The following is a 24581-nucleotide window of genomic DNA, read 5'->3' as shown; positions in this document are numbered from 1 at the left end:
AGCGGGAACAACACACATTAAAAGCACAATAACGCCTATCAAAATTAAAAATAATAAAGAAATTGAAATGATAAACCCTCCTCATTATTTCACAATATAGCCCTTATATGGCGTTAAAGACGCAATGATTTATGCCGCGATTGCGCCCGTGTGAGCGTCAAGTGAAATTGAACACTTTTTGCTAATTAATTTTGAACACTTTTATCCTGTTCATTTTCTTCGCCAAAAATGGATTTTCTGTATTTCATTCGGTAACTTTCCCCATCCATTTGGATTACCTCCGCGCGATGTAAAATACGATCGAGGATGGCCGTGGTAGTGGCCGGATCCCCAAGAAGGTCTCCCCAATCTTTCGGCCCCTTATTTGAGGTGAAAATGATGGTAGATTGATCATATAATTCATTAATCAGTTGGAAAAACAGATTCGCCTCCTGTTGATTCATGGCCATATACATTAAGTCATCAATGATAACGAGATCCGACTTAAGGATACGCTTTTTTCTTGTTTGCGATTTGCGAATGACATCTGCTGTTTTAAGAATATGAACCAATTCGCCCATTGGCAGGAACGAAACCTGGTAACCCCGATAAATGGCCTCAATCCCCAGCGCAACACCCAGAAAGGTTTTCCCTACGCCGGGTGGCCCCAACAGAATTAAATTATATAGTTGGTCCAGCCACGTTAGTTCTTTTAGTTGATTCAGCTGTTTTTGACTCAACGCTGTTTGTTCATGAACATCGAATTCCTCCAACGTTTTGTGAAAAGGAAATGCCGCCCATTTCATGTTGCGCTCAATCCGTTTCTCCTCTCGGCGTTTTTGTTCGTAATTCAATAAACGGGCAAGAAACTCCTGGTAGGAGGCGTCTTGTTTCTCCGCCTCCGTAATCATTTCAGGGAGTTGTTGTGCCGTTTCTGAAAGCCGTAATGTGCGCAATTGCTGTTCAAGATGGCCTGTTGATGTCATGTAGAAGAACCTCCTTCCAGAATGCTGATATAATCGGTCAAAGCCCTAGTCGTTGGCTGACAATTCTCATAAGATTTATGAACGGGTGAAGAAACGTCATTCTCCATTGCCTGATCTGTGCTCTCTGATTCCTCCTGATGCAGGTGGTTTAAGACGTCTCGAAAATCATTTCCGGAATATAATCTATTATCCACACACATTATTAATGCCTGTTCCATTCGCTGGCTATCGCTGTTTTTCGTGCATTTCGCTATGACTTGGAGCTGGTCTCTAGCGTGACGTGGGTAACATTTACGAATTTCCCCCAAATAAGTCGTCGCCCGATTCGGATTTTCAAAACGTGAAGCCAAGCTTTGGATATAGGCTTCAATATCCTTTGAACGATCCCTGCGATGATTAGACGCTTGAATGAGTTCTCCTTTTCGGTTATCGATTTTGTGTTCAGCGATGATCTCGCCGTTTCCGTCAATCACGGTCAGTATCTCACCTTTATTTAAAAGATGAACCTGATTGGACTCCCCATGTTGATAGGTACCAAGTGGCACGGAATAACGATTGCCATCGTATAGGATAGTGTTGTCCTTCCTCACCGTTACTGTTATACTAAAATCATCTTTTTTAAGTATATTTGCTTTAGGAATGACTGGGCGCAAGTGTTTCTTTTCTATTTGAAACACCGTGTCCGGTTTCTTTTTTGTTGTATTGTGTATTTTGCCGTTACCGGTTCGATCCAGCCATTCCTGACACGTCTCGTTCCATTTATCAATGTTGTCAAAAACACGATGTTTGGCAAAACCATTTTTGACGAATCCCACAACATTTTCAACTCGTCCTTTTGACTCCGGATCAGCTTTCTTGCACATATAAACCCGGAATCCCCGTTCCTCTCGATACTTCTGAAAGTCTGCTGTAAAAATGAGGTCGCCGGCATTTTCATCGACAAGAATGACACGATCCTGGTCATAAACGATTTCTTCAGGCATTCCATCAAGTTGTTCAAAGAATGTCTCATGCGCCTGGATAACGTCTTTCGTCGTAAACGGCCGATCCCACCACATCACTGTTTTATACCGTGAATTCGACAGGACAAGGCAGATAAAGTAAAGCTTTTTTTCCTCTCCTTTCGTCGTCTGTTGTTTTGTCTCACCAAAATCAACCTGTGCCTGTTGCCCCATGGGGGGATCGGGAATGGCCTCGTAGTCTCGCACATGTAATACTTTAGGAATATGATACCGCCCTCGTAATTGGCTGACATAATTGCGAACGGTACTGGCCGCAACATCCATATTTCCGTGTTTCTCTAAGAGCCAATCTTGTATCTGCGCGGCCGAAAGGTCGGGGTGCTTTTTCAACCAGGAAAAGATCTCATTTTCATAAGGATCAAGCTTTTTAGAGCGTTCCTTTGTGCCGGCAACCCAAATAGACATTTCCTCAGGCTCCCGATTCAGATAATCATAAACAGTTGTTCGTGAGATGCCAAGCTTTCTGGCGATCTGAGCAACTTTAAACCCCTGCTGGTAAAGCTGCCGTATGTCCGTGTACACTCTGAACTTGTCCACCTTTCCATACACTCCATTTCTTTGATGATATCTATTAACCTATCATATCGAAATGGCGTGCGTCTTTTTAAAATAGAGCATGTAGACTACCGCGCTCACGCTTGCTTCCTTCTCATTCGCATTAGCTTGCTCCGCAAGCAAATGCTCATTACGAAGCTACGCCCTCCAACATTTAAAAAATATTCAATTTTCAAGGTGCAAATGAATCGTTGACAGAATCAAAATGAAAACATGTAAAAGGAGATTCAGTTACCGTTGCATTGGGCAGGCCCCGGCCGGGGCCTGCCCAATGCAACGCCCCCCCAAAAGTGTTCATTTTTATTTAGCAATATCTGTCTACTTTAGTTTAGCAGTCACAGCCCGATTCTGGAATAGTCATTTTCTGCTATTGGCTGGTATTGTTTAATAAGCAAAACAGTCAATGTATGGTAAAATTATTTATGGCATTATATTATTCTTTGTAGGTGGTGATAACGACGAACTTATTTGAAAAACTATATACACTTATTATTTTCTTAGCAGTAATAATTGGTATAGGTATAGGACAAGTAGAACTAATAAAAGATAGTGCGGAAAGATTTATTGTTCCTTTATTAGTGGCGATGCTTTACATTACTTTCTTACAAATTCCTATTGAAGAAATAAAGAAAGCTTTTAAAAACATCAAGTTTACATATACTTCAGTCATTATAAACTTTGTCTGGACACCTATCCTAGCATGGTTGCTAGCAATGGTATTTTTAGGTGATAATCCAGCGTTGTATATTGGATTTATCATGCTCATGGTTACACCATGCACTGACTGGTACTTAATCTTTACAGGGATAGCAAAAGGAAATGTTGCGTTATCAACAGCAATCTTACCTTTAAACTTAATTTTACAAGTCATTTTGTTGCCTATTTATCTTCTTATTTTTGGCGGAACTACTGGAGTTATAGAACTTGGGTTTCTAGTAGAAAGTATTCTAATTGTTTTATTCATACCTTTAGTTTTAGCTGTTTTAACAAAAATGATCTTGAGAAACAAGGAGCAGCTAAGAGAGAACCTTATATCCAACCTTAGCGTGTTACCAATTATTTTTCTAAGCCTTGCAATCGTTGCCATGTTTGCTTCACAAGGGCAATTACTGCTGGATAATTTAGATTTAATGTGGCAAATTACCATACCTATTCTTTTGTTTTTCACTATAAACTTCTTTGTTGGTCAAAAGGTTGGACAGCTTATGAGGTTTCCTAACTCCAACAGAACAAGTTTAAGCTTAACTACTTTAGCAAGAAATTCTCCAATCGCTTTAGCGATTGCTATGACTGCGTTCCCAGACCAACCTTTAATCGCTTTAACGTTAGTTATAGGTCCATTATTGGAATTGCCTATTCTGGCTATCATATCTCAGCTTTTATTATTTATTTCGAATCGTAGAAGCACATAAAACAGTCGAAAGCACTCGCAATGGTGTGTGCTTTCGACTGTTCATTTTAGTAATATAAGGAGTAACCTACTCCTTTTTAATTGGCATTTGTCAGCCACCTTCTATACAAGTTGCGGTAGAACTACCAACAACTGAATTCAATTCTTGTAGTAGCGAAGGTAGACGTTTATTTTCAACCAATGTCTCTAATGATTGTTTAGTAAGTGGTATTTTATGTTTCATAAAAACATATTCCGTTTCTTTCCAAACATCAACAATTGCTGCTGGTGACATATTCGATTGTATAACCATTTCAACATCTCTCCTTTCTCCTTATTTTATCACTTTCTTATTACATAAACCTGCACCGTTAGTTTAAGTTCACCAATTCACAACCTTAGTAAATCAATGAAATGGCTCCGTTCGTTGAATATCAGTTAATCATTGCTATTGCACTAAATTGCCAGTTAGTTTTAACAAACGCTACTTTTATTTTAACATAAAATAACAATAACCTTATTGGTTTAAAAAGTTCAGTGTTGATGTACAAGGTAAAATAGCAGACCAAATAACTATGCAATTTGGTCTGCTATTTATTATGGTATTTCAAATTTTCTCCACAGAAACGGAACTACTTACGTTTCTAGTATCTTTTTTGAAAAAATTTTTTCGTACACGCTATAAAACCACTTAACCTAGCAATGATTATAATTAGACTTTTAATCATGTCAACAAAAAAATATCATACCAATTACAATTGCTATGTTAATCGGTATGATACTTTCTTATTCATTCAGTTTTTCTCCACCAAAAATGAAATCCTTAGCAAGGTTGGGCACCCATTTTTATATCCATCACGCTCGCTAGTCCTACTAACCTTTACGAACATACTGCCGCATATCATCTTTCACGCCTGCCAGACATATCTCCGCCGGGTCACCGGCCGTGTCCAGTGTGACGTCTGATCCATTGGTTGGCAGTGTTTCTTCAAAAATCGCCTCATATTCCGACACACTCACTTCAGTCCGGGATTCCAGCAATTGATTGTGTTTACCTAAAGGCAACTGCTTCCGGTAGTTGGACTGCAAGGTACCAGCAAAAAATTCACCGACCGCACCGGAGCCATAACTGAACAATCCAATTCGCGCTCCCGGCTGGAGGTCTTCCTTGTTCTCAAGCAGTGAAAGCAAACTTAAATAGAGCGATCCGGTATAAATATTGCCAACAATCCGGTTGTATTCCGCGCTGATTTGATAGTTCGTCATCAAGCGCTCCGTATCCTCATCTGCACCCTCGTCAAGTACGGCTTTGAGTGCTTTTTTGCCCATTTTCGTATACGGTAAATGGAAAGTAATTGCTTCAAAGTCGGCTAACGTGGCGTCTGTTTTTGCCTTATATTGTTCCCATACGTTCGCGAAGAAAGCAATGTATTGTTCATTGGAAAGTTTGCCATCAACTAGCGCCTTATCCGAATGAATCGGCCGCCAGAAGTCCATGACCTCATCCGTCTTGAAGGCACTATCATGATCTAATGCCAAGATGTCGGGATCGGCACTGATCAATAAAGCAACTGCTCCTGCTCCCTGCGTCGCTTCACCAGAGGTTTCCAATCCGTAGCGTGCAATATCCGACCCAAGCACAAGGACCTTACTCTCGGGATGCAGTGCAACGTGACTTTTTGCCATCTGAATGCCGGCAGTGGCACCGTAGCATGCCTGCTTCAGCTCAATCGATCGAGCATTTTCATGCAAGCCAAGCAAATGATGAACATAAATGGCCGCAGACTTGGAGTGGTCAATACCTGATTCGGTTCCAAAGATAACGAAATCAATTGCTTCCTTATCTTTTTCATCGACAATCTCCAATGCCGCATTCGCCGCCATCGTGACAGCATCTTGTGTAATCGGTGCAATCGCCATTTTTTCCTGACCAATGCCAATCGTAAATTTTTCCGGCTCCACATTTCGCCGTTCAGCAAGTTTATTCATATCCACATAAATATGGGGAGTATAAAACCCTATTTTATCAATACCTATTTGCAACGTCGTCATACCCCTTTTTCAATCAATTTCGTCTTCATGTTTACAAGCGGAATCATTAGTGATTACTTTCACAATAAAAATTATACATTCAATGATAATACAGGATGCCATGAAAAACAATGCGAAAAAAATTAAACATTCATTAGTATCTTTGCATTAAAACAACGGGCAGCACACATTTTCCTTTCCGGCATACAATGGGCACAGTACACGATAAAAAGGAGGAGACGGTATGCCTGTTTCATTACCAGTCCAAATTGAACCATTTAGCGTGAGCGGAGGGCCTAATCAACAGGTTATTTACCCCCAGGCCAGAATGGCAAATCAGTCTTTGCAAGGGTTTATCAACCAATCAATTATCCGAAAAACACAGGAGCTTATTAACAAACAAGTTAGCGATATGTCAGGGAGCATTGCAGAAATGGTCGGCGAATTCGAGATAAAGAACAACCAGCGCGGGGTATTAAGTTTAACACAATCCAACTACGCCATATATCACATGGCGGCAAACGGGATAACTTACATGAATTCTTCAACATTTGATCTGCAGAACGGGAAAGAGTGCCGGCTGCGAGATTTATTCAAGCCCGGTAGTAACTATACCAGACGCATCTCGGATATCATCAAAAGACAAATAGCCGCACGCGATATCCCGACCATTAATGAATTCACTAGAATCAGTCCGGATCAGTCGTTTTATATCGCTGACAAAACACTCGTCATTTATTTCCAGCTTTTTGAGTACACGCCGCATTCATTCGGGTTTCCGATATTTCCGATTTCCGTTTATGAGCTACAAGATATCATCAGTGAAACCGGCCCCCTCGGCCGTATGGCTACGAACAATTAAAAGAATTGAACGCCGGTCTGTCCGGTTTCTTATTCGCAGGCTGGCCTCAATTTTTGTCCCGGAAAAAAATGAGGTCAGCATGTATGTCTTCAGCAATATCGAGAATGGCAAATGAATAATGCGGAAGCGACCGTTTATCCGTTGGTGACCCAGGGTTTATAAGCAGCTGTTTCTTAACATAGCGAACTAACGGGATATGCGAATGACCAAAGATGATAACATCCATATTTTCTCCATCAAATGCTTCAATTGCCCGCTTCTCCGTCGTCTTTTTCTCCCCGTGGCCATGAACGACACCAATGTTATATCCGTTTATAGAAAAAGTTTCCTTCGCTTGTAACTGCTTTTTCACCGCTTCATCATCCACATTGCCGTAAACACCGATTACTTCTCCGTATTCGCACAATGCTTCATATACATCCATCGTCTTCCAGTCGCCTGCATGAATAATCAGATCAGCCTTCGTTAGCTCTTTGGTTAATCGGGCCGGTAGCTGTTTGCCTTTATTCGGCATATGCGTGTCCGCTGTAACGACTATCCGCATGTGAACGCCTCCTTTTTACGGCACCGAGCCGGAAAACAATCCTTAGCTCACCATCCATTGAATGTAACATTGTACCATGACATATAGAGCGATTGCATACTTATAGTTAAATTTCAGCCCGTTTTTAAATGCACTTAATCCATTAGTTCCACTCAGGATGATGACTGGCATGATCAATGGGGATAATAGAATCGATATTGCACTTCCCGATGTGACCGCAAGCACAATCAATTCCGGTGAATACGGAAGTGAGATGCTTTCCAGAATACCTGCCACCAACACCATAACCGTCAGTGGCCCGAGCCCCATAAAGCCAAGAATAATCACAATAAATGGCAGGAAATATAGCATATTGAAAAACGGAACAACTTCCTGAAACGAATAGATGCCATTAATAAGCGTCTCACCGATTCCGCTCTGGTTCATGGCAAATATAATCACACCAGCTGATGTCAGCACACTGAACTGATATGCCTTCGATGACAGACCATTTACATAGTAATCTTTCATTTCAGTGAGCATATTTTTCGGCTTACGTTTTACGAAGAAATACATACTGGCCCACACAATAATCACAAACGGAATCAGCAGCATCAGCTTAACAGCAAGCATTTCATATAATAGAAAAATAGTCCCGAATAACGTAATAAACAGGAAAGTAAATTCGATCGCCATGCGCAGCTGCACTCTTTTGTCAGACGATCGCTCAAGTACTGCCGCTATTTCTGTGTTAATTTCAGAAGTAAAGTCAATCCCATAACGTTTTTCTTCAAAATAGGAAAATAAAACAGCCATCATTAAAGCAGCTGCCGCAACAAAAAAGCCTTGCAGAATAGCCTTCCAAAGTGGTGCATTTAACGCATCAACCGCAAAGGCAAAGCTTGGTATGCTAATGATCCACATGGTTGACAACGCAAATCCACGCAGCAGCGCCGATCCTTTAAAATATTCCCACGCCTCTCCCCGCTGATGTTGCAAAATGTTACTTACAAATTGATACATCAGCGGAATGACACCAAATAATAAAAAGTACGAAAGCATATGTGTGAATAAAACCATGACAAAATAAAACTTTCGGCTGGAATCTAGTAGCTTGTGAGCAAGACCAATCAATTCCTCAATATAAGGCTCCTGGCGCAATACCCAGCCAATCATCGGAACTACCGCGAGCAAACCGATAATATCGCTCATTTGCAGCAGGCCGTTACGCATATTCCCGACATTAAATCCGCCGGTCAGCACCAAAATGACAACGCCGCCTGTGAGAAGGAAAAGCGGCAATTTGAAACGATGCAGTGTTAAATACGTCGCCGCCAGAACCAGCATGACAAGACCGATGCCGGCATGTATAGTCGATATGACATTGATTTGTAAATAGTAATTGATAAAGTGTAAGAGAGCGTACAGAAAAATAGACAGCCGCAGTCCCCTTAAAACGAATCCATCCATTCCCATACTCCTTCATAATCCAACGTTAAAAGAATGTAGACGCTAATCAGTATAACGCATAAGTTCGTGAAGGAAAACGAATCCATCTAGCTTTTGGCAAAAACGCCAAAGTTTAGCAGGAAATCGCCAAAGTTTACTGCAAAAACGCCAAAAACTAACATGAAAACGCCAGAGTTCTTTGTAAAAACGCCAAACATGGGGTCTGTAGTTGTCCTGAATCCAATTTTAAGGAGACAATTCCTGTTATAAAACCTTATTCTTCCCGCTTGTTCTTCCACCGCCTTCTGATGATCCAATATACAGCCGCACCAATAATCCCCAATATAATTAGCACTGGTAGATTGCCAATGATGAAGACAAATAGCCCTGAGAACGCCGATAGGAGAAAGTTAATGCTTTTCATGAGCTGCTGTTTCGTTTTTTCCCATGTATTTAAATCCTCTTCACTTGTAATAGTGACATTCTTTTCTTCCATCCGAATGGTGACGGTGGCGAGGTCTACCTTATTCTGTAAATAATTCATCCGACCGGTTATCTGCTCGATTTCCTCCTGTACTTTTGCCAGATCCTCTGAAATGTCGAGCAGATCTTCTGTTTTCTTGGCTTGTTCCATAAAGGAAAGCAGCCGTTTTTCCACGACTCGTTTGGACTCCAGTCGCGATTTCAAATCAACATATTCCTCTGTCACATCCTGACCGGAAATGGAGCTGTTTACGACCTTTTTGCTGCCGTCTTCCACCAGCTGGATAAATTCCCGAAAGTGTTTCTGTGGAATTCGTGCCGTAATCTGTCCACTCGCTGCCCCATCCTCAGCACCGCCTTGCATACTTGATTCAACGATATAGCCGCCCCGTTCGTTCACCTGTTTCCTGATATCAGCTGCTGCTTTTTCATAATTGTTCACTTCGATATGCAGATTGGCATGATAAATAACTTTCCGATCGGCATCGGCAGTCTTTTTAGATTTTGATGCTGCTTTGTCTTTGCTGTCGTTGCCCTTTTCCTGTTCAGTCCCGGCTTTCTTTTGTCCCCTGGAAGCATCATCAACTGTTGTAAAAGATTCATTTTTATCAACGGCTTGCTCCTCGCTCGCCCGATCAGCGCTCGAATCATTGTTCCCTGATTCATTGCTGCAGCCAGCTATCAACATGCTGACAGTAATGACAATAAACATAAAAAGTCTTTTTTTCATACTTGACCCCCGTATCTAAGAAAAAGTTTTGTTGTCAATACTGTCGGTCTCTGCTAATAAAAAGTTACATAATGAAATATCAGAGTCCCTTAAAAAAATCCTCCGTGATGCAGTTCCAATCACAGAGGGTTTTTGCTTAACTATTAGTTTTAGCACAGTATCATACACTTTTTTCTTCATTACTGTTATCAAAGTTCGAAGCTTCTTTGTAATGTCTAGTGAAATAATCTCTTGTTATTTCTCTGACTTTTCCACTTAGAGAAATAAGCGCTATCATATTCGGTACAACCATTAATGCGATAAGAACATCCAGCAATGACCAAACAAGTAGCAGACTGCCGGTTGAGCCAAATAATACGGCACCAATATAAACATAACGGAATATTAATGATGTTTTGTGACCGAACAGATACTCTGATTGTTTTTCTCCAAAATAGACAATCATAAGAATCGTTGTAATAGAAAAGAAAAACAAACATATATTGACAATAATACCGGCAAGTTCTTGACCAAATACATCCGCCATGCCCGCCATTGTCATGGAGGCAGCATTCTCCGCATCAATAACTGTCCATACATCTGTTGTCAAAATAACCAGTGCTGTGACCGTACACACCAGAATTGTATCAACAAATACTTCGAAGACACCCCAGAAACCTTGCGTTGCCGGATGCTCATTTTTCGCACCCGAATGGGCTATTGAAGCACTGCCCATACCGGCTTCATTGGAATAAACACCTCTTGCTACACCCCAACGGATAATGGCCGCAATAGCCGCTCCAGCAAATCCACCCATCGCAGAAATTGGCGTGAATGCATGTTTAAATATCATAAAAAATGCGTGCGGAACGGCATCAATATTAGCAACAATAACAATTAAGGCCGCTAACATATATACAGTAACCATAGTAGGTATACATTTTTCTGCAAATTGACCAATCGATTTGATTCCACCCAGCATCACTAATAAGATAATTCCGCTGATAACAATTCCGGTTACAATCGTCGGAATTTGAAAGGAAGATTTCATTGTAACTGCCAATGAATTAGACTGAACGGACGTACTGGCGAATACAAAAATTACTTGTATCGCCGCAAACATGACCGCAAATCCCTTCCATCCCAATCCTTTATCCATATAATACATCGCACCACCGACATAATCGCCTTTTTTATTGACAATACGATATGTAATGCCAAGGACTACCTCCGAATATTTCGTTGCCATGCCAATCAATGCGACAAGCCACATCCAAAAGACTGCCCCAGGACCTCCGAAAGCAATCGCGACTGGAACACCAATAATATTGGCTGACCCTACTGTTGATGCTAGTGCACTGGATACTGCTTGAAACGGAGTGACTGTCCCCTCTCCAGCTTCCGTCTTCCTGAATATACCTCCAACTGTTCGTTTTATAATATGCGGAAAATACCTAAATTGAAAAAAGTCCAGCCGAATTGTTAAGAAGATACCACCACCAATAATCAATAAGATAAGTGGAATAGCAGTATATTCTGAAATAACGGCAATGGTATCCATTATTGCCTCCATTCCGTTCCCCCCCATATATTTTATTTATTCAGTTAAATTACTACGATCATGTATACGCTTTCAGTATCGACGCATAAAAAGATTTCTTTTTATCCTTTATGCCCTGCAGTTTCTTCTTCATAGACTAACTCGCCGCCCATATACGTCTGTAGGACACGCACATTGTCAAGTTCTTCTGGCCCTGTTTGAAGGATGTCTCTGTCTAAAATCATAAAATCAGCATGATACCCCGGAGTCAATTGGCCAACATCCGGAATACGGGTTATTTTTCCAGCTTCCCTTGTGTACAGAACTATAGCCGTTTCCAGGTTTATTCGCTGATTTTGTCCGACATCAGTATCATCGTGCGCTTTTCGAGTCACCGCTCCTTTCAGACCGACAAACGGATCGACCGTATCATGCCACGCATTGCCTGGTGCGTCCGATGAAATTGCTACTTGCATGCCTTTTTCAAGCATCGTGCGGATTGGATAGGAGCTCTTTGTCCGTCCCGAGCCGAGATTGTTCAAATAGCTCTCAATCTCCGCATATAGAAAAATTGGCTGTGTAACAATTCCAATACCGGCTTCTGCTGCCCGGTCGAGGATATCACCTGAAGGGAATGAAGCATGTTCAATCCGGATAGATGGCGCATCGTCAAGCCAGCCATTCACATGCTCCAATGTGTCAACAATGAATGCAATTGCCTGCTCACCCATGGCATGAATCACCAGTTGCACGCCATTCTTCTTCGCGGCATCAGCGGCTGTCAGCAGTTCCGGTTCCGATGTAGTTGAAATCCCATAGTTATCATCATTACCGAGAAATGGTGTGCTGACCCACGCTGTACGGCCGGAAACACTGCCATCTGAAAAAACTTTAATGCCTCCTATATGAGTTGCTTCGCGCCGGTCCTTTCGCTCCACGCCAATATTCGGATTGTCTTTTATTTCACTCCATAAATAGTAAAGAACTGCCCGCTGCTTAAGGCCTTTACGTTGTGCCAGACTGTACATATCCGCATCATCGGTGGGAATTTTTCTTGCCATCAAGTCGGTTATGCCAGTAATACCATGTGCCAGTAAATTTTCACTTGAAGACGCTAGCAATTCTGCATCCTCTTCCATTGTGGTTTCCGGTACTACCGCATCTAGCAAGTCTTTAGCAGTTTCTCTTACAACGCCCGTTGGTTCACCATCTTCATCCCTGTCAATCTGGCCGCCGGATGGATTTGGTGTATCTTTGTCAATCCCTGCCATCTCCAGTGCCTTACTGTTAGCGACAGCAATATGGCCGCACGTTCGTGTCAACAGAACTGGAATGACTGCTTCTGCATGATCCAAATCCCATCTGGTTGGTGTTCTTCCTTCTGTGAGTTTCCCTTCATCAAAGCCCCAGCCCTGAATCCAGTCATTATTTTCTTGACGGTCTGCCTGCCACTTAATTTGTTCCTGCAGATCTTTAATCGAATGTACCTTTGGCGGTGTGCATGGAATTTGCTCGGAAACTGCCGCCAAGTGCAACGGGTGCATGTGCGCGTCAATAAATCCCGGTAGTACCCGCTTTTGACGAAGATTCACCCATCTTCCATCTGTTCGTTCTGCATCTGGATTGTCTCCAACCCACACTACTTTTCCATTGCGTACAATCATCGTATTGACGTAAGGCTGATCCGAATCAGCTGTGAATATACGTCCATTGTAAAAAATGATATCTCTCTCTTGCGTCATGTTGATCCTCTCCTCTGCATATAGTTGATTTCCCCATATTAATTCCAAATTTTCATTATATTAAATTAATAGTATGCACAAATAAAATGCAAAAATTATGCCAATGTTGTTTAAACAGGTGGCAGTAAATCTCTTATACATCTGCAAGCCCTTTCGTATCGCTTTTTATTTTTTGTAAAAAATGTTTCCTCATATTTTTACAAAACGTGCACTTTCTTTTACCAATAAAAAAAGAGAGGAAATTTTCCCCCCTCTACGTAAAGTTATTTTTACATCAGTTCGTATTTATTAATTTTATATTTAAGCGATTGTTTAGACATATCCAGTCTTCTTGCAGTTTCTGCGATAACACCATTTGCTTCTTTCAAATGAGCTGCGATGATTGCTTGTTCATAGTTTTCCACTGCTTCTTTCAGCGATACATCACTAGCCCCTCTACCAGTATGCGCAGGCTTACTCATTTGTTTAGCTTTACATATACGGCGGGGAATGTCATCCATTGTGATCATCCGTGAACTCACACTGTTATAAGCAGTTTCCACTGCATTTTTCAATTCCCTGACATTCCCGGGCCAATCATACCGCTTAAAGGTTTCAAGGACGTCTGCCTCCGCGCCGTCAATTCGGATGTTCATATGCGTATTATAAAAGTTAATAAAGTAATCCAGCAGAACAGGGATATCTTCCTTCCGTTCTACCAACTCGGGCAGATTCAACTCTACGACACTGAGCCTGTAAAATAAATCTTCACGTAGACGCTTTTCAGCAAGTAGTTTGTCCGGCTCTTCATTTGTTGCTGATACAATTCGGATGTTTAGCGGTATTGGCTTTTTTCCGCCGATTCTTCTGACCGCTTTTTCCTCTACTGCTTTTAACAATTTTACCTGTAAGGGTACTGGAAGGGAGTTAATTTCATCAAGAAACAATGTACCGCCATCTGCTTGTTCAAAGACACCCGGCATATCCTCTGAGCCCGTAAAACTTCCTTTGGTTGTTCCAAACAGCGTACTTTCCATCAAGCTTTCAGGGACAGCACTGCAGTTGAGTGAAATAAATTGCTGTGCATACCGGTCACTCAAGTTATGGATTGCCTGTGCCACTATTTCCTTTCCAGTGCCTGTTCGACCATTGAGGAGGACCGATGAGCTGGTGCGAGAGATTTTGCGGATGTGCTGTTTAATAGATTCCATACGTGAATTAGCGGTAATAAGATCATCAATCGTATAAATGGTATTATTTTTTCGGTACACTTTATGCCCTGCATATTTATGTAGGGATTGAATATTTTCTTTTAAATAATATCGCTTCGAAAATTCGATTGCTCCAACTACCTGTTCTATTTCCGTAATCGGATAAGTGGAACTGATGGATATAATTTCATTTCCTTTGATTGTCGTCATTTCCTGTCTGACACGGCTGAGCGGTTTCCCATTCCGCAGAACATTCATGACAGTACTGTTCTCCTCTGTTAAATCCTGATAGAAAGTAGTAACATGCTTGCCGATAAATTCCTCAGGACGCTGGCCGAGTTCACTTAGCACATTCAGATCAGCGAGGTCATAAAAAAGGGTTTTTCCTTCCTTATCAACGACTAAAATATTATCATAGTCTGCTAAGTTTTTTATCGTATTGGCATCTATTTGCAACTTGCCCCTCTCCTTAACACATATCAAATATAATTGTGCCCAATCATTCCGGATACCCGGACATCTTGGGCACATGTAATATCATTTACGTTTCGTTTTAAACCCAGCCTCTGAAACGAGCAGCTTCCGCCATGCGCCGCACACCAACAATGTATGCTGCTAGGCGCATGTGCACCTGATGCGTTTGAGAAGCATTGTAAACTTTCTCAAAGGAATTGACAAGAACATTACGTAACTTCTTCGCTACTTCTTCTTCACTCCAATAATAGCCCTGATTGTTCTGAACCCATTCAAAGTACGAAGCAGTTACGCCTCCAGAGCTTGCTAGGACATCCGGTACGATCAGGATGCCACGTTCGGACATAATTTTTGTGGCTTCAAGGGTTGTCGGCCCATTTGCTGCTTCCACAACAATCGACGCCTTTATATCATTGGCGTTATTCTTTGTCAGCTGATTGGCTATAGCTGCTGGCACGATAATGTCACAATCGCTGACAAGCAGTTCCTCGTTGGTAATTGTGTGATTGAATAAGTTGGTAACTGTACCATAGCTATCCCGTTTTTCCAGCAGATAGTCAATATCAAGCCCATCCGGGTCATATATCGCACCATACGCATCAGATATACCTACGACACTTGCCCCTTCATCATGCATGAACTTGGCAAGATAACTGCCAGCATTGCCGAACCCTTGTATAATAACACGAGCACCTTGTATGCTGATGCCTTTTTTCTTAGCTGCTTCTTCTATACAGATAGTAACACCTTTAGCTGTTGCTGTTTCACGTCCATGAGATCCACCCAGTGCAATTGGTTTACCAGTAATGAAGCCCGGAGAATCGAATTCACTGATCCGGCTGTATTCATCCATCATCCAAGCCATGATTTGCGAGTTGGTGAACACATCCGGTGCCGGAATATCTTTCGTTGGTCCAACAATTTGGCTGATGGCGCGAACGTATCCACGGCTTAGTCCCTCTAACTCCCGAAAGGACATCTCTCTTGGATCACATATAATGCCACCTTTACCACCGCCATACGGAATGTCCGGTATACCACTTTTTAGACTCATCCACATGGAAAGCGCATCGACTTCTTCCGCGGTAACTTCCGGATGAAACCGGACACCGCCCTTTGTCGGCCCGACTGCATCACTATGCTGGGTTCGAAAGCCGGTGAAAATTTTAATGCTGCCATCATCCATCCTAACGGGTATCCTTACAGTAAGCCTGCGCATCGGCTCTTTCAGCAGTTGGAAAACTTCATCCGGGTAGCCTAGGTGATCCAGTGCCTCTTTGATAATCACTTGTGTGGACGCTGTTAAATCCAACGATTCTTCTGCTTGTTCATTCACGATTGCTTTTGCCATTTTTCCATTCACTTCCTTGCTTCATATTGTTCTTCAGTTTGATAAAACTTGATAAATTTTCTCGATTGCCCAGTCAAGCTCTTCCTGACTGATAATAAGCGGTGGTGCAAAGCGAATGACATTGTCATGTGTCTCTTTGCATAGCAGTCCTTCTTCCTTAAGCTGCTCGCAATACGGTCGCGCCGGTTCATCCAGCTCAACACCGACAAATAAGCCTTTGCCGCGAACTTCTTTGATGATAGGATTATCGATCTCTTTCAGTTTGCTCTGAAAATAGTCTCCAAGCCGGTTGGAATGTGCAGCCAGTTCTTCCTCTTCAATGACATCCAGTGCTGCAATGGACACCGCGCATGCCAATGGATTCCCGCCGAATGTAGACCCGTGGGATCCAGGGTTGAACACGCCTAACACCCCTTCATTCGCTGCTACACAGGAAACTGGCATCACACCGCCACCAAGCGCTTTGCCCAAGATGTACATATCCGGTGTCACACCTTCCCAGTCACAAGCAAACATTTTACCGGAACGTCCGAGACCTGCTTGAATTTCATCAGCAATAAACAGGACATTTTCTTCTCGACAAACGTCAGAAGCTTCTTTCAGAAAACCTTCAGGGGGCATGATAATACCTGCTTCACCCTGAATTGGCTCCATGATAAATCCGGCGGTGTTTGGCGTAATTGCTTCTTTCAGCGCGTCAATATCACCGTAAGGAATGATTTTAATCCCCGGTAGCATTGGACCGAAGCCACGTTTGTTATCCGGATCTGCTGACATGGAAATCGCAGCCATTGTCCGGCCATGGAAGCTACCTTCACACGCAATGATTTCGGCCTGATCATCTGCAATGCCTTTTTGGTCATACCCCCAGCGGCGTGCAGCTTTTATAGCTGTTTCAACTGCCTCAGCCCCTGTATTCATTGGCAGTACCATGTCTTTATTCGTCAGCTTGGAAACCTTTTCATAAAATGGCCCTAGCTGGTCATTGTGAAATGCACGTGATGTCAGTGTAACACGTCCTGCCTGACGATTAAAGGCTTCCATAATTTTCGGATGACGGTGCCCCTGGTTCACTGCAGAGTAGGCACTAAGCATATCCATATACTGGTTACCCTCCGGATCGGTTACCCAGACTCCTTCTGCCTCAGATACAACAACAGGAAGCGGTTTATAGTTTCTCGCACCATACTGGTCAGTTTGTTCAATAATTTCCTCTGTTTGATTGAATGTATTTACTTTCATCACATAACCTCCTAAATGTTCTTCCACCATATAATATGCAAATTCCATGCCAACATATCAAACATTGTAATAGTAGGATTTCCAGAAAATAAAAAGGAATTTTGTGCAAATTAATTTTGCAATAAGGCGGGGTTAACGATACTTCATGCAAATAAATTTTGCGATTTGTCTAGGTATCTAGTAAACTATAAATAAATGAGGTGATAGCATGCCGATTAATAATCAACGAGATGTCCAGACACCAATTAACATGAATGCTCTTTATCAGCAGCTGCTCGATGCCGTTGACGTAGGGATTCATGTCATTAATAAAAACGGTGAAACCATTATTTATAATAAAAAAATGATGGAGATTGAATCCATGGGAAGCGAGGATGTTCTTGAAAAAAACTTACTCGATGTTTTCAAGTTCAGGGATAGCCAAAGCAGTACACTTGTACAGGCACTAACGACTGGTAAATCTACCAAAAATACGAAGCAAACGTATTTTAACTATAAAGGAAAAGAAATCACAACCATCAACAACTCATTCCCAATTATCGAAAACGGCACAATTACAGGTGCTGTCGAAATCGCCCGTGATGTAACACAACTGGAACATGTTATTAAGGAAAACGTATTAAATAAACAAAACACAAACTTTACTTTTGACAAAATCATCGGACATAGCGAACCAATGCTTACTGTCATCGACGAGGCAAAACGGGCGACAAGAACGACGTCATCCGTCATGGTCGCCGGCGAAACTGGCACAGGGAAAGAATTGTTCGCACAAAGTATCCACAATGGCAGCGCACGCTCAAGCGCACCTTTTATTTCGCAAAACTGTGCCGCTATTCCGGATAACCTAATGGAAAGTCTTCTGTTCGGCACGAAAAAGGGCGCGTTTACCGGAGCGACTGATCGACCGGGACTCTTTGAACAAGCGGATGGCGGCACATTGCTGCTGGACGAGATCAACTCGCTTGATCCCTCTCTGCAAGCAAAACTGTTACGAGTCATTCAGGAAAAGTCAATCAGAAGAATTGGAGACCTGAAAGACAAAAAAGTCGACGTCCGTATTATCACAACTATTAATGAAGACCCCATCGACGCTATTTCCAGCGGCCATTTACGAAAAGACTTGTTTTACCGACTGAGTGTGGTATCTCTATTTGTACCGCCATTGCGCGAGCGTAAAGGAGATATAGACTTGTTAACAAAGCACTTTATCGAAAAATACAACAAACTATTTAAAATGGATGTAAAAGGTATCAGCTCCGAAGCCAGGCAGATTCTTCACGAGCATGATTGGCCTGGTAACGTGCGTGAACTAGAGCATACTATTGAAGGCGCCATGAACCTTATTCTTGACGAGGATTCCATTACTGTAGGTAACTTACCCATGAAATTCCGGAAAAAATATCAGCAAGACGCGGACAAACTTCCAAGCAGCCTATTAAACCTGAGTGGTGAGGGTGTCGAAAATCGTCCATTAAAAGAAAAAATGGCCGAAGCGGAAAAATTTTATATTCAGCAAGCACTGATCGAGAACAAGAATAATATCTCTCACACCGCAAAAAAACTTGGCATCAGCAGACAAAGCTTACAATACCGAATGCGGAAGTTTGGACTGTAGAGCGTTCAAATCGCCAAAGTTTACGATAAAAACGCCAAACTTTATGACCATCCTGTAACATGATATATTTAGTTAAAAACCTATGTATGGAGGCTCGAACATAATGAACGATTGGCTTAATCAATCACGATACACGGTCATTTTCACCGGTGCTGGTATGTCCACTGAAAGCGGTCTGCCTGATTTCCGCTCGTCCAGCCATGGCCTGTGGAATAAACAGGATCCGAGTAAAATCGCCAATACGGACGCATTAAATAATAATGTGGATGCATTCATTGACTTTTACCGTTCGCGCGTTCTTAATGTGAAAGATTATAAGCCCCATAAAGGCCATCAGATTCTAGCCGATTGGGAAAACCAAGGGCTTATACAGTCCATCATCACACAAAATGTAGACGGTTTTCATCAGGTTGCCGGCAGTAAGCATGTGGCTGAACTGCACGGGACCTTGCAAAAGTTGCATTGCCAGTCGTGTGGACGCAAATACAGCAGTGAAGCATACGTCGATCGTGATTACTATTGCGAATGTGGAGGGATATTGCGTCCTTCCATCGTGCTATTTGGGGAAACCTTACCGCAGCAAGCCTTTCAAACGGCGCTCACTGAGGCTGAAAAGGCTGATTTATTCATTGTGCTCGGTTCATCGCTCAGCGTGACACCAGCCAATCAATTCCCGCTTATCGCTAAAGACAATGGCGCAAAGCTGGTGATTGTCAACCGCGAACCGACCGAGCTGGACAAGTTTGCCGACAAAGTCATTCATCACCGGCAAATCGGCGACGTGCTTCAAGAATGGGATAATGCCAGATGAAGTTAACAGCAGGTGTGGTCTTTCGCAGGAGAAGAATCACGGTACTATGATCGCATCATTCAATATACTTACCTGTCCGCCGGAATAGACAATTAGGCAAATCAAAAGGCATACCGTATCGGTACACCTTTTGATTTCAGTTAAGTTCATCCATATTTAGCAGAGATCCGCTGTCTATTTATTAAGATGAAGCTCTTTTTTGCTGTTCGTTTTTCGCTGGCATTCGAAACGATGCAGCAATTAACGCTAAAATCAGGAATAGTCCAAGCGCTCCGATTAGTGGATAGAAGAAAGCGACAAGGTCTTTAAAGCCGGCAAAACTTAAGAAGAACATAACAGCTCCGGCGATCAGTGCGAATAGTTTATGACGGCTTGTCCCCACGCTTGTGAACCGTGCTGTCAGCGAAAATAGCATACTTACCGCTGTATTGAAAATCATGCCAAATAAAATAATCGCATAAACATTACCCAACACTGGAGAAATATCGTCAACAATCTTCAGCATTGGCATATCAAAGCTTGCTACAACATCGACTTTTGAAAAGACTGCTAAATGGCTGAGTACAATCAGAATTCCGATGCCGAGACCTCCCAAGAGACCACCAATGGCTGAAACCCTTTCATTGCGTTCATTCCCGGCCATTAACAGTGACATGGAGGCACCAACTGCAAGGTTGAACGAAACATAATTAACAGCCGATATAAACCAATTATTTACAGCCGAAGTAGACCAACTCGATAAAGCAGACGATTGCTCTTTAGCTGTTTCTACAAGACCACTGAACGGTGTCTCCATTGTAAATAAGCTATAAGCCGAAATAAGCAATACAGCAAATATTAAAAACGGTGTTATACTACCAATGATTTTAACTACCCTATCAATTCGCATCATGACAACCGCAATAACCAAAATAGTCATCACAATAATCCCGAAAGCTGACGGTAGCCCGAATTGCTGACTTGGTATCGAACCCGCACCGGCAATCATCACTACCCCTACGCCAAATAATGTGAAAATGAGAACATAATCCACAATCACCCCGAGATAGCGTCCACTAATTGTGTAAACAGCTTCTTTATGTGATACTGCCTGTGTTCGGGTACCAACCCTCATGATAGTCATCCCAAGAAATGCAAATAAAGCCGTTCCAACGATTGCACCTATTGTCCCAAGGTAGCCGTAGCTAGTGAAGTATTGCATAATTTCCTGCCCCGAAGCAAACCCGGCTCCAACAATAATTCCAATAAAAGCGCTTGCAATTTGTAGTATTTTTTTCATCGTATCCCCCTTTAGATGCCGATAACCAGTTGACTATGGTAAAACGTTTTCATTGAAAAATTTATACTATTTTTAGTATACCACGATAGATTCACCTTTTGTTTAGTAAATAGATAAAACTTAACGTTAATTATTTGTTTAATTACACAAAATAATGCAAATTTCCTCTGTGCCAAATGACTCCGCCAGAATATTAAAGTTTCCTTGCGAACAAGACCGTGGTATGATGGAGGGGTATTCCATGAATAAAGGAGACATATTCATGAGCCATTCTGCCGATTACTCAAAAACATCTCGGGATACACTGGATTCACCGGAAGGACTGGCCGATCGCATTGCAGAAATACTGGAATGCCCGATTACTATCGAGGACGCCAATCACCGGATTATTTCGTACAGCAAACATGATAAAAATGTTGATGAGGCGAGAATAGCGACGATTATGCGGAGAAGTGTACCGGAAGATGTCATTACGAGTCTCTGGGAAAGTGGTGTCATGTCACGTTTGTTCGAAAGCAATGACCCCGTTTTTGTCCCCGCAATTGAAAAGGTTGGTCTGGGAAACCGCATTGCCGTGTCAGTCCATAAGCATCATGACGTGCTTGGCTTTATCTGGGCGCAGACAAATGATACAACAATTACAAATGAAAAAATGTCGCTAATGAAAGATGCTGCCAAACTCGTTAAAAATCAGTTGCACCAGCATCACCTCAAAAAGAAACAATCCGAGGAAAGCTATCAGGAATTTTTTTGGCAGCTGCTAGTCGGCCATTTGCAGCAACCAGGTGAAATCAGCCAACAAGCTAAACGCTTTGGCCTAGCATTCGGTAATTCCCTGTGCATTGCCATGATTGAAATTAGTTACGATATTACCCCGACAATTGAAAAACATGCCTATTACTTAATTGAAACATTATATCAACCGTATGCTGTTTGCCGGATTTTCAACGAGAATCAACTAATTATGCTTGTAAACCTAGAATCCACGCCCAATCCCAATAATAAACTGAAAACATTGATACAGGACTTTATACAAAAGTTGACAGCAAGGCTAAACATTGGTCATGTTAAGGGAGGTTTCGGCCTCACTTACGACTCACCCGAAAATATGAAAGACAGCTACAGACAGGCAATGAAGGTTCTTGAACTAAAAGAACAGTTACCGGATTCATTACAGCATGTCTATGGCTACCATGAACTTGGCATATATCAATTTTTACAAGATCTAAACGCTATTAGGAATCGTGATAATTACCGAAACGACGCGATTGAACGATTAAGGGCCTATGACAAGAAAAACGGCTCCGCGCTAGTAAAAACACTTCATGCATACCTGGATTGTGACAGTAATGTTCACAATGCGGCCAAACAGATACACGTCCATACTAACACGCTAAATTATCGGTTGAAGCGCATTACTGACATTGGAGAAATTGACTTAAAAGACACCAACCAAAAAATTACACTATACTTAGATTTATTAATTGAAAAAATAAATGATTGAAGCAGGGCTATTTGTGAATGTTAACAAACAGCCCTGCTCTTTTTTGGTTTCCAACTAATGAATCGTTTATCTAAAAGGGGTATAATAATTGTAGAATTTATTTGTTAGGAGGAAGTTATAATGATTATCGGTGTACCTAAAGAAATCAAGAATAATGAAAACCGTGTTGCAATCACACCAGCCGGGGTTGATAACCTGGTGAATGCCGGACACACTGTGCTCGTTGAAACCAATGCTGGTGTCGGAAGCAGTTTCACTGACGACGAATATAAATCAGCTGGTGCTGAAATTTCTGGAAGCGCTTCAGACGTATGGGGAAAGGCGAATATGATTATGAAAGTCAAGGAGCCACTCCCATCCGAATACGATTACTTCCGTGAAGGCCTAATTCTCTTTACTTATCTTCACCTGGCCGCCGAGCCTGAACTGGCAAAGGCGCTATCCGAAAAAGGTGTTACAGCCATCGCCTATGAGACAATTACCGTCAACAATACGCTGCCACTGCTGTCACCAATGAGTGAAGTAGCAGGTCGGATGGCATCACAGCTTGGTGCACAATACCTTGAAAAAGCAAAAGGTGGTAAAGGCGTTCTGCTAAGCGGTGTTCCTGGAGTGAGCCGTGGAAAAGTCACCGTTGTCGGCGGCGGCATGGTTGGTACCAACGCTGCAAAAATTGCGTTAGGTCTTGGTGCAGACGTTACTATTCTCGACTTAAATCCAGACCGGTTACGTCAGCTGGAAGATATATTTGGCGGAAGTGTGCAAACACTAATGTCTAACCCAGCCAATATCGCTGCATCGGTTAAAGATTCAGACTTGGTCATCGGTGCCGTACTAATACCGGGAGCAAAAGCGCCTAAGTTGGTAACAGAGGACATGGTTAAATCTATGCAGCCAGGTTCCGTGGTTGTTGACGTAGCCATCGACCAGGGCGGAAACTTCGAAACTGTTGACCATATCACAACACATGATGATCCGATTTATGAAAAGCATGGTGTACTACATTACGCTGTAGCAAACATTCCTGGTGCTGTTCCACGTACAGCGACTATTGCACTGACAAACGTAACGATTCCTTATGCTCTACAACTCGCCAATAAGGGTGTAGAAAAGGCAATTACCGACAGTCAGGCTATCAAAACCGGCGTCAACGTCCTAAACGGCAAAATAACATATGAAGCAGTCGCACATGACCTTGGCTTTGATTTTCAATCCGTTGACGATGTTCTCGCAAAATAATTAAAGCAAAGCTGCCTGTGCGCCAATTCAGGCAGCTTTTTTCTTGTATGCCGAAAATTGCCAGTTATTCTTTAAATTAGTATGTAAATACATTCCCAACATCTAGGACTTGAGCACCAATCAGCTGGGGCAACTTGGAAGCGTCGATTCATCACGAAACCATTAAAGCCATTGCCATTGGGCCTTACAGCTTGTTTACCCACGCAGTTTAGCGAAACATGATAAAAAAATGTTTTGTCGAGTTATGTATTCTTTTGACTTTGTTTGCTGAACAACTTGCATTTTTATGTATGAATAGACATAATAGTTTTCGTGTGCTTCTAAGACAAACGACTCATGTTATCTATATACATATCAGTACATTGAAGGGAAGTATGTAATTATGCCTGCACTGCGGATAGCGATTTCTAAAAAAAGAAAAGAAATGATTAAACTCGGCGAAAAGTACGGGTTAGCAGACCGACGAACCATCAAATGCAGCCAGCAACTTGATGTCTTATTAAACATGAACATCCGTCGGACACAATACCTCTATAAAGAGAGAACATCAAGAAGTTACATTGATACCAGTCAAGAAAAAGAACACATTGGTGCTTAATCAG

20 protein-coding genes are annotated in these 24581 nt (G+C 42.1%); 7 read left to right on the top strand and 13 right to left on the bottom strand.

All coding sequences use genetic code 11. The features are described 5' to 3' along the window. Positions 1 to 185: 185 nt before the first annotated feature. Together istB and istA are read right to left on the bottom strand one after the other, a co-directional pair. Positions 186 to 965 (bottom strand): IS21-like element helper ATPase IstB, encoded by a 780-nt coding sequence (gene istB / locus FFL34_RS13155; RefSeq protein WP_138600698.1) that lies wholly within the window; start codon positions 963 to 965, stop codon positions 186 to 188. Beyond that, positions 962 to 2524 (bottom strand): IS21 family transposase, encoded by a 1563-nt coding sequence (istA, locus tag FFL34_RS13150; protein WP_138602606.1) that lies wholly within the window; start codon positions 2522 to 2524, stop codon positions 962 to 964. The genes istB and istA overlap by 4 nt, the downstream gene beginning before the upstream one ends. 467 nt (positions 2525 to 2991) lie before the next feature. Here istA and FFL34_RS13145 point away from each other — a divergent pair, with 467 nt between their 5' ends. Next, complete coding sequence (locus FFL34_RS13145) at positions 2992 to 3954, top strand: arsenic resistance protein (RefSeq protein WP_234031500.1); 963 nt, start codon at positions 2992 to 2994, stop codon at positions 3952 to 3954. Positions 3955 to 4044: 90 nt separating this feature from the next. Here FFL34_RS13145 and FFL34_RS13140 read toward each other — a convergent pair whose 3' ends face one another. Further along, a complete protein-coding gene (locus tag FFL34_RS13140; protein ID WP_138603822.1) occupies positions 4045 to 4245 on the bottom strand; it encodes a hypothetical protein in 201 nt (66 codons plus the stop codon). Positions 4246 to 4805: 560 nt separating this feature from the next. Further along, a complete protein-coding gene (locus FFL34_RS13135) occupies positions 4806 to 5975 on the bottom strand; it encodes a hydroxymethylglutaryl-CoA synthase (protein ID WP_138603821.1) in 1170 nt (389 codons plus the stop codon). 232 nt (positions 5976 to 6207) lie between these two features. Between FFL34_RS13135 and FFL34_RS13130 the strand changes: the two genes are divergently transcribed. Beyond that, the gene (locus FFL34_RS13130) at positions 6208 to 6825 is read left to right on the top strand and encodes an RsiV family protein (RefSeq protein WP_138603820.1); all 618 of its coding nucleotides are present in this window, start codon (positions 6208 to 6210) and stop codon (positions 6823 to 6825) included. Positions 6826 to 6871: 46 nt separating this feature from the next. Here FFL34_RS13130 and FFL34_RS13125 read toward each other — a convergent pair whose 3' ends face one another. From FFL34_RS13125 to FFL34_RS13090, 8 genes are all read right to left on the bottom strand, one after another. Further along, complete coding sequence (locus FFL34_RS13125; RefSeq protein WP_138603819.1) at positions 6872 to 7369, bottom strand: metallophosphoesterase family protein; 498 nt, start codon at positions 7367 to 7369, stop codon at positions 6872 to 6874. Positions 7370 to 7411: 42 nt separating this feature from the next. Further along, positions 7412 to 8818 (bottom strand): hypothetical protein, encoded by a 1407-nt coding sequence (locus FFL34_RS13120; RefSeq protein ID WP_138603818.1) that lies wholly within the window; start codon positions 8816 to 8818, stop codon positions 7412 to 7414. Positions 8819 to 9071: 253 nt separating this feature from the next. Beyond that, positions 9072 to 10010 carry a DUF4349 domain-containing protein gene (locus FFL34_RS13115; protein WP_138603817.1) on the bottom strand — a complete coding sequence of 313 codons (939 nt, stop codon included), beginning with the start codon at positions 10008 to 10010 and terminating at the stop codon, positions 9072 to 9074. 160 nt (positions 10011 to 10170) lie between these two features. Then, the gene (locus FFL34_RS13110) at positions 10171 to 11562 is read right to left on the bottom strand and encodes an alanine/glycine:cation symporter family protein (protein WP_138603816.1); all 1392 of its coding nucleotides are present in this window, start codon (positions 11560 to 11562) and stop codon (positions 10171 to 10173) included. Positions 11563 to 11651: 89 nt separating this feature from the next. Further along, on the bottom strand, positions 11652 to 13271 hold the full coding sequence (locus FFL34_RS13105) for an amidohydrolase (protein WP_138603815.1): 1620 nt from the start codon (positions 13269 to 13271) through the stop codon (positions 11652 to 11654). A gap of 269 nt (positions 13272 to 13540) precedes the next feature. Further along, a complete protein-coding gene (locus tag FFL34_RS13100) occupies positions 13541 to 14917 on the bottom strand; it encodes a sigma-54 interaction domain-containing protein (protein WP_171046371.1) in 1377 nt (458 codons plus the stop codon). A 97-nt stretch (positions 14918 to 15014) separates the two neighbouring features. Further along, positions 15015 to 16286 (bottom strand): Glu/Leu/Phe/Val family dehydrogenase, encoded by a 1272-nt coding sequence (locus tag FFL34_RS13095; RefSeq protein ID WP_138603813.1) that lies wholly within the window; start codon positions 16284 to 16286, stop codon positions 15015 to 15017. 33 nt (positions 16287 to 16319) lie between these two features. Beyond that, entirely contained in the window at positions 16320 to 17528 is a 1209-nt protein-coding gene (locus FFL34_RS13090; RefSeq protein WP_138603812.1) for an ornithine--oxo-acid transaminase, read from the bottom strand. Positions 17529 to 17736: 208 nt separating this feature from the next. Between FFL34_RS13090 and FFL34_RS13085 the strand changes: the two genes are divergently transcribed. Further along, positions 17737 to 19146: a sigma-54 interaction domain-containing protein gene (locus FFL34_RS13085; RefSeq protein ID WP_234031499.1), complete on the top strand. Its 1410-nt coding sequence runs from the start codon at positions 17737 to 17739 to the stop codon at positions 19144 to 19146. 100 nt (positions 19147 to 19246) lie between these two features. Next, on the top strand, positions 19247 to 19957 hold the full coding sequence (locus FFL34_RS13080; RefSeq protein WP_138604747.1) for an NAD-dependent protein deacylase: 711 nt from the start codon (positions 19247 to 19249) through the stop codon (positions 19955 to 19957). Between the two features lie 181 nt (positions 19958 to 20138). Here FFL34_RS13080 and FFL34_RS13075 read toward each other — a convergent pair whose 3' ends face one another. After that, on the bottom strand, positions 20139 to 21236 hold the full coding sequence (locus FFL34_RS13075) for a YkvI family membrane protein (RefSeq protein ID WP_138603811.1): 1098 nt from the start codon (positions 21234 to 21236) through the stop codon (positions 20139 to 20141). Positions 21237 to 21477: 241 nt separating this feature from the next. Between FFL34_RS13075 and FFL34_RS13070 the strand changes: the two genes are divergently transcribed. From FFL34_RS13070 to FFL34_RS13060, 3 genes are all read left to right on the top strand, one after another. Further along, entirely contained in the window at positions 21478 to 22740 is a 1263-nt protein-coding gene (locus FFL34_RS13070) for a PucR family transcriptional regulator (protein WP_234031498.1), read from the top strand. A 120-nt stretch (positions 22741 to 22860) separates the two neighbouring features. Further along, positions 22861 to 23979 (top strand): alanine dehydrogenase, encoded by a 1119-nt coding sequence (gene ald / locus FFL34_RS13065; RefSeq protein WP_138603810.1) that lies wholly within the window; start codon positions 22861 to 22863, stop codon positions 23977 to 23979. A 382-nt stretch (positions 23980 to 24361) separates the two neighbouring features. Next, the gene (locus FFL34_RS13060; RefSeq protein ID WP_138603809.1) at positions 24362 to 24577 is read left to right on the top strand and encodes an aspartyl-phosphate phosphatase Spo0E family protein; all 216 of its coding nucleotides are present in this window, start codon (positions 24362 to 24364) and stop codon (positions 24575 to 24577) included. The last annotated feature ends 4 nt before the right edge of the window (positions 24578 to 24581 follow it).

Origin of the sequence: Lentibacillus cibarius (genome assembly GCF_005887555.1) — a bacterium.
Classification (GTDB): domain Bacteria; phylum Bacillota; class Bacilli; order Bacillales; family Amphibacillaceae; genus Lentibacillus; species Lentibacillus cibarius.
Note: the sequence above shows the minus strand (reverse complement) of the source record. Positions and strands in the feature narration are given on the sequence as shown.

Coding starts and splice junctions, on each gene's coding strand:
- istB (WP_138600698.1), bottom strand. CDS start 965: ATGACATCAACAGGCCATCTTGAACAGCAATTGCGCACATTACGGCTT.
- FFL34_RS13130 (WP_138603820.1), top strand. CDS start 6,208: ATGCCTGTTTCATTACCAGTCCAAATTGAACCATTTAGCGTGAGCGGA.
- FFL34_RS13105 (WP_138603815.1), bottom strand. CDS start 13,271: ATGACGCAAGAGAGAGATATCATTTTTTACAATGGACGTATATTCACA.
- ald (WP_138603810.1), top strand. CDS start 22,861: ATGATTATCGGTGTACCTAAAGAAATCAAGAATAATGAAAACCGTGTT.
- FFL34_RS13120 (WP_138603818.1), bottom strand. CDS start 8,818: ATGGATGGATTCGTTTTAAGGGGACTGCGGCTGTCTATTTTTCTGTAC.
- FFL34_RS13075 (WP_138603811.1), bottom strand. CDS start 21,236: ATGAAAAAAATACTACAAATTGCAAGCGCTTTTATTGGAATTATTGTT.
- FFL34_RS13095 (WP_138603813.1), bottom strand. CDS start 16,286: ATGGCAAAAGCAATCGTGAATGAACAAGCAGAAGAATCGTTGGATTTA.
- FFL34_RS13115 (WP_138603817.1), bottom strand. CDS start 10,010: ATGAAAAAAAGACTTTTTATGTTTATTGTCATTACTGTCAGCATGTTG.
- FFL34_RS13060 (WP_138603809.1), top strand. CDS start 24,362: ATGCCTGCACTGCGGATAGCGATTTCTAAAAAAAGAAAAGAAATGATT.
- FFL34_RS13125 (WP_138603819.1), bottom strand. CDS start 7,369: ATGCGGATAGTCGTTACAGCGGACACGCATATGCCGAATAAAGGCAAA.
- FFL34_RS13085 (WP_234031499.1), top strand. CDS start 17,737: ATGCCGATTAATAATCAACGAGATGTCCAGACACCAATTAACATGAAT.
- FFL34_RS13110 (WP_138603816.1), bottom strand. CDS start 11,562: ATGGAGGCAATAATGGATACCATTGCCGTTATTTCAGAATATACTGCT.
- FFL34_RS13090 (WP_138603812.1), bottom strand. CDS start 17,528: ATGAAAGTAAATACATTCAATCAAACAGAGGAAATTATTGAACAAACT.
- FFL34_RS13140 (WP_138603822.1), bottom strand. CDS start 4,245: ATGGTTATACAATCGAATATGTCACCAGCAGCAATTGTTGATGTTTGG.
- FFL34_RS13070 (WP_234031498.1), top strand. CDS start 21,478: ATGAATAAAGGAGACATATTCATGAGCCATTCTGCCGATTACTCAAAA.